Source organism: Gammaproteobacteria bacterium, from assembly GCA_019911805.1.
Lineage (GTDB): Bacteria > Pseudomonadota > Gammaproteobacteria > Thiohalobacterales > Thiohalobacteraceae > JAHJQQ01.
In genome coordinates, this window is sequence record JAIOJV010000025.1 from 1 (window position 1) to 5,330 (window position 5,330).

The window sequence follows — 5,330 nt, forward strand, 5'->3', positions numbered from 1 at the left end:
GTGACCAGGATCACTGAAGTGGGATGCGGCTGGGAAGTACATGAGGGACGTATTACCGGGTTTGCGCCATGAAGTGAGGCAGCGAAAGTTTCCTGGGCCACTCTTGGCCACGGAATCCACGGAACGACACGGAAAGCATTCATTGCATAAGCCCAGGATCATCCCTCCGGAATCCTTCCTGTGTCAGGATGGAAGTCGGAAAATCAAGTATTCTGACCCCTTGAACAGACCGGCGACGTGTCTGGCATCAGTACCTTTCAGCAAGGCTGTTACCTGGAGAGAATTATGAAAATAGTACGCTTCCTGTGCCTGTTTCTGTTTGTCCTGCAGGCAAATGCTGCCGAGCTGGTGTATCAGCAGAGCGTCGATAAACCGGTTGATGAGGTATATGCCGCGGTCTACAGTGCGCTGGAAGAAGCCAGGTTTTTTGTCGTATTCGAAGCCGATATCGGCGGCAACCTGGCCGGATTTGCCGAGCGCTGGGGAGACGACTACAACCGCAGCGAACTCTCGGCGATTCGCAGCATCGTGTTCTGCAACGGCTGGTATGCCAACCAGGTCAGTAACCTCGACCCGGCGATGCTTGGCTTCTGTCCGCTGCATGTAACCCTGATCGAAAAAAACACCAGCACCACGGTATTGTTCAATCGCCCGAGCGTGGCGGCCGGCGACAGCCCCGCGCAGCCAGCTTTACGCGAAGTCGAAGACGGTGTTATCGCCGCGATCAAGCAGGCCCTGCAACCCTGAGCCCGTTACTAGCGCGTCTGCCTGGCGCATACGCCATGACCCGGTTTATCGGCCTGCGCACGCGCTGATCAGCGGCGCACATCGCCCACGCAGCCGACTGGAAGGAGACGGTCAGCCACTGAGGGCCGCTTCCAGTTTAATGACAATCGGCTCCAGAATCGGCCGGTTGATCCGGTTGAGTTCCGCGTTCATATCCTTGTCATCCGCGATGGCGCCGGCAAAGACATCCGCAAAGGAGGGAATGTCCCCGAGTGGCCCCGACGCCGCCGGCGTGGCGCGCAGGTTGTTGTCCCAGTTCCTGCCGAGAGCCATCGGGTCAGGATGGTCGTCCCGGAAACCCACGAACCCGACCACCGTCCGGCCCCGGGAACTGAACCGGAGAACCAACGCACCCGGGAACACCTCCCGGAAGGTCCGGGTGACCACGGCAAATGATGCCTCGTCATATTGCCACATGGGAAACCACTGGCAGAAGATCCCGCCTGCCTTGAGTTTCGTTTTGACGTTCTGAAAATGCTCGATGCTGTACAGCCTGGAAACGCCCCGACACCAGGAAAAAAACAGATCTCCCGTTATCACGTCAAATCGTCGTCCGGTACTGGCCGCATAGTGAACCCCGTCCGCCTCGATAATGGAGACTCTCGGGTCCTCGTGTGAATTCCCGGTAAACTTTCCGAAATGCTTCTGCGCCAATTCGATGACCAGCGGACTGGTCTCGCACACGGTGATGGAATTCACCGCGGCATGCGAGACCGCCGCCGAAGAGGTCAAACCCGTGGCGAAGCCGATATACAGGATATCCTCCGGGGCCGGATGCAACAGCAGCGGAATATGCCCCATGCGCAGATTCAGCTCTGTCGAGTTCGTGGTCGACAGGTAGTAGTAATTGTTGTGGCTCAGGGTCCAGACGTTGTGCTGGTCTTTCTTTACAGCGACGATGCCCTCCGGACCGGTACGCAACTCGACCAGCGTTTCTCCCGCACGCACGGACGTCAGCGGAAGGGTATTCGTAACTCGGAGACCGATCGCCACGAGCGCGATGGCCGCCAGAACAGCCACCAGCGGCCTGTATCCGGAAACCCGCCGGGGGCGGTTCTTTGCGACGAGAACCGCGGTCACCAGCGGAAAAGTCGCTATCACCGCGGCCGAATACCACAAGCTCAGGAAGGGGAGCAGCACCAATTGCGTCAGCAGGACCCCGGATACCGCCCCCAGGGTATTGAGGCCGAGCAGCAACCCCAGCGCCCGTTCGTTATTACCTGTCTCCTGCGCGACGACCTCCATACATTTCGGGAACACGAAGCCTGCGACAAAAAGAAACGGGCCGGCGCTTAGCGCGCCAACCATCATCAAATTGCGCAGGTACTCGCCAAGGTCGCCGCTCGCCGAGGAGACGAAGCTCAGGCCATCTGTGATCCTGAAGAACAACTCGGGAAACACCGCCGCCAGCGGCGACGCGATCAGCAGGGCCAACATGACGAAGGCGGTTCTGCCTTTGCTTATCGCAGCCGACAGGATCGAGGAAATCCCCAGCAACACGATCACCAGCACGAGCATCGCGCTGAACGACCAGGAACTGTTCTGGCCAACCTGTCCGTAGGCGTTGAGAAGTATTATCTCGAAGGTGAAGATCGCCAACCCGGATGTGAACGACGCGATATAGGGCCAATACGGGCCGCTTCCGGCACTCGAACCCGTTGCGATGGGAATCGGCTTGCGTGGCGACCAGCGCCTGCCCATCATCAGCGCGACCGCCGCGACCAAGAGGTTTATGGTCATAAAGAATATGACACTCTCCCGGACACCGAGGTGATAAATGGAATAAAAACCGGCGACGAGTATCCCGGCGGCACCGCCCAGGGTATTGACACCATAGAGCAGAGAAACCCAGCCCTTGGTGGCCTGCACCGACGCATTGATCAGCGCCAACAAGGTACCGCCCATAAGGAAGCCCGGTATCCCGATGAGCGGGATGGCGAGAGCCAGTTCCATCAATGATTTGATGACGGGACTGGCGTCAGGGGTGGCGAGGGTGAAACCGTTGTAGGAAAGCACCAGGGTCGGAATGAGGGAAAGCCCGATACCGATTTCCAACAGCGCAAACAACGTCCAGGGCGCATCCCTCAGGAGTCTGTGTTTGCGGAAGAAGATCGCGCCGCCGGAAAGGGCGCAGAAGAACACGGTAATGACAATTATCGACGCGGAATTAACCGATCCGAGCATGTCCGATAATATTCTTTGCCAAAGTGTCTCATAGGCCAGCGCCGAGAATCCCGACAGAAATGCCAGCAGCAGGGGGACAACAAGCCGATTCCGCAACATAGTCCTGACTGCCGCCCCGTCTTTCCTCTAATTCACCAACCACGTTGGCACAGACATTTCCGGAAACAGCATACCCTCTCCACATCAGGCGCAGCAGCATTCCCCGGAGGTCACTCCGTGTCAATGTGTTACCGGCAAGCCTCGCGACACGACCTGGTGAAGATCAAGTACTCTGGCCCCTGATCGTTACTACCTGGCGCATACACCACGATCCAGTTTGTCGGCCTGCGTATGCACTGATCAGAAAAGGGAACAGATTTATTGTGCGTCCAGCGAAGGCTGGCGCGTTCAGCGGGAGCTTAGCCCGCCGGGGCAAGAGTCAGAACCCCGTAGCTTGGATGGCAGCGGAGTCGGGAAACCGGCTGTGTTGAAGCCCATCGACAACACCATCCGTGGGGTGGTGGCGAGTCACCAGGCCGTAACGCAAGTGAACGGAAGATGTGGCCTCGAAATGTCTGGCCCCGGAGGCCGAGCCCCCAGTAAATGGGCGAAGGCTGCAGGACCCACCGAAAGTCTGACCGAGGCGGTGGTTCCCTCCGGCGGGGTGAAACCGACAGCATGGTGACAAGGAAGCGCTAAGCAACTGGAGAAGCCCTCCTCGCCCCGCGGCGCAAGTGGCGGAGACAGGGTCAAGCGTATAACCGGTGACACCGGGAAATCGCTGGGATGGCGAGAGGGTGGCGGAGGGGTGCGTAGTAGTGTTGAAGCGGGGTAACGCCCGTGGAGCGAAGGCGCCCTGCTGTGGGTAATGTCTCTCTCGATACGGAAGGCAACGACGAAATGACAAAGGCGTCGATCAGTTTGCAAGACCTGAGACGGAGACTATACGTCAAGGCGAAGACTGAACCGTCCTGGCGTTTCTGGGGGCTGTACGTCCACGTCTGCAAGAGCGAGACGCTACGCGAGGCGTATCGATTGGCTAAGAAGAACGACGGTGCCCCGGGTGTTGATGGGGTGACGTTTGAAGCGATTGAAACGCAAGGCGTAGAAGGTTTTCTCAAGCAGCTTCAGGACGAACTGGTTGAGTGCACCTATGTAGCGCTGCGACCCCGGGTGCGGGAAATACCCAAGGAAGGCGGCAAGGTTCGCCGCCTCTCCATACCCGCGATCCGTGATCGGGTGGTGCAAGGGGCGCTCAAGCTGATCTTGGAGCCGATCTTCGAGGCTGACTTCCAACCGGGGTCGTATGGTTATCGTCCCAAGAAGACAGCGCAGCAAGCGGTTCATCGGGTGGCGACAGCGATCGTGCAGTACAAGACGAGCGTGATCGATATTGATCTGAAAGCCTACTTTGACCACGTGCGGCACGCTGTGTTGCTGGGCAAGGTGGCCGAGCGGATCAGCGATCCGCACGTACTGCATCTGCTGAAGATCATGCTCAAGACATCCGGTAAACAAGGCGTCCCGCAAGGGGGTGTGATCTCACCGCTGCTCAGCAATCTCTACCTGAATGAGGTGGACAAAATGCTCGAGCGGGCGAAAGCGGTCACCGGCAGTGATCAGTACACGGTGATCGAGTACGCGCGTTTTGCAGACGATCTGGTGATCCTGGTCAACGCCGATCCACGCCACGCTTGGCTGCACAAGGCGGTAGACAAACGATTACGGGAAGAATTGGCACGGTTGAGCGTTAGCATCAACGAGGAGAAGAGCCGTACGGTGGAACTCGCCCACGAGGAGCGTTTTGGTTTTCTCGGGTTCGACTTTAGGCGGGTTCGTACCCGTAACGGTAAATGGCGCCCGCATCTGACACCGAAGCTGAAGAAGCGCACGGCGTTGCTGCGAGCGATCAAGGACGTGTTCCGATGCTATCGTTCACAGCCGATCGCGCGCGTAGTGGAACGCATCAACCCGATACTACGCGGGTGGGTGAACTACTTTGCGATCGGACACTCCACACGCTGTTTTCGTTTCATCAGAGGCTGGGTGGAGAAGAAGGTTCGGCGTCATTTGATGAAAGCCCGGAAGCGACGCGGCTACGGCTGGGATCGCTGGAACACCTCATGGCTGTATGCGAAGCTCGGGTTGTTCAACGGCTACCGTGTGCGGCGCGAGGCGACACCCGCGTGAAACGGTCGATTAACCTTGGCCTGAAGCCCACAGGAAAGCGTAGTGCGGGAAATCCGCACGCTGCGTTTGACGAGGCGGGGGCTGGAAACGTGGCATGGTCGAGATACTGTGACACTCGCCAACCGAAAGGGGCGAGCAACGGGGAATACAAACTTCGACCTGTACTGGCGCGCCAGCCCTCGACCCTACTA

At 58.4% G+C, this 5,330-nt stretch carries 3 protein-coding genes; 2 read left to right on the top strand and 1 reads right to left on the bottom strand.

The window, feature by feature from the left end:
- The first annotated feature begins 237 nt into the window (after positions 1 to 237).
- Complete coding sequence (locus K8I04_01800; GenBank protein ID MBZ0070451.1) at positions 238 to 747, top strand: DUF302 domain-containing protein; 510 nt, start codon at positions 238 to 240, stop codon at positions 745 to 747.
- A gap of 111 nt (positions 748 to 858) precedes the next feature.
- Here the strand turns inward: K8I04_01800 and K8I04_01805 are convergent, their stop codons facing one another.
- Positions 859 to 3,069: a fused MFS/spermidine synthase gene (locus K8I04_01805; GenBank protein MBZ0070452.1), complete on the bottom strand. Its 2,211-nt coding sequence runs from the start codon at positions 3,067 to 3,069 to the stop codon at positions 859 to 861.
- Positions 3,070 to 3,849: 780 nt separating this feature from the next.
- Between K8I04_01805 and ltrA the strand changes: the two genes are divergently transcribed.
- The gene (gene ltrA / locus K8I04_01810; protein MBZ0070453.1) at positions 3,850 to 5,139 is read left to right on the top strand and encodes a group II intron reverse transcriptase/maturase; all 1,290 of its coding nucleotides are present in this window, start codon (positions 3,850 to 3,852) and stop codon (positions 5,137 to 5,139) included.
- Positions 5,140 to 5,330 lie beyond the last annotated feature (191 nt).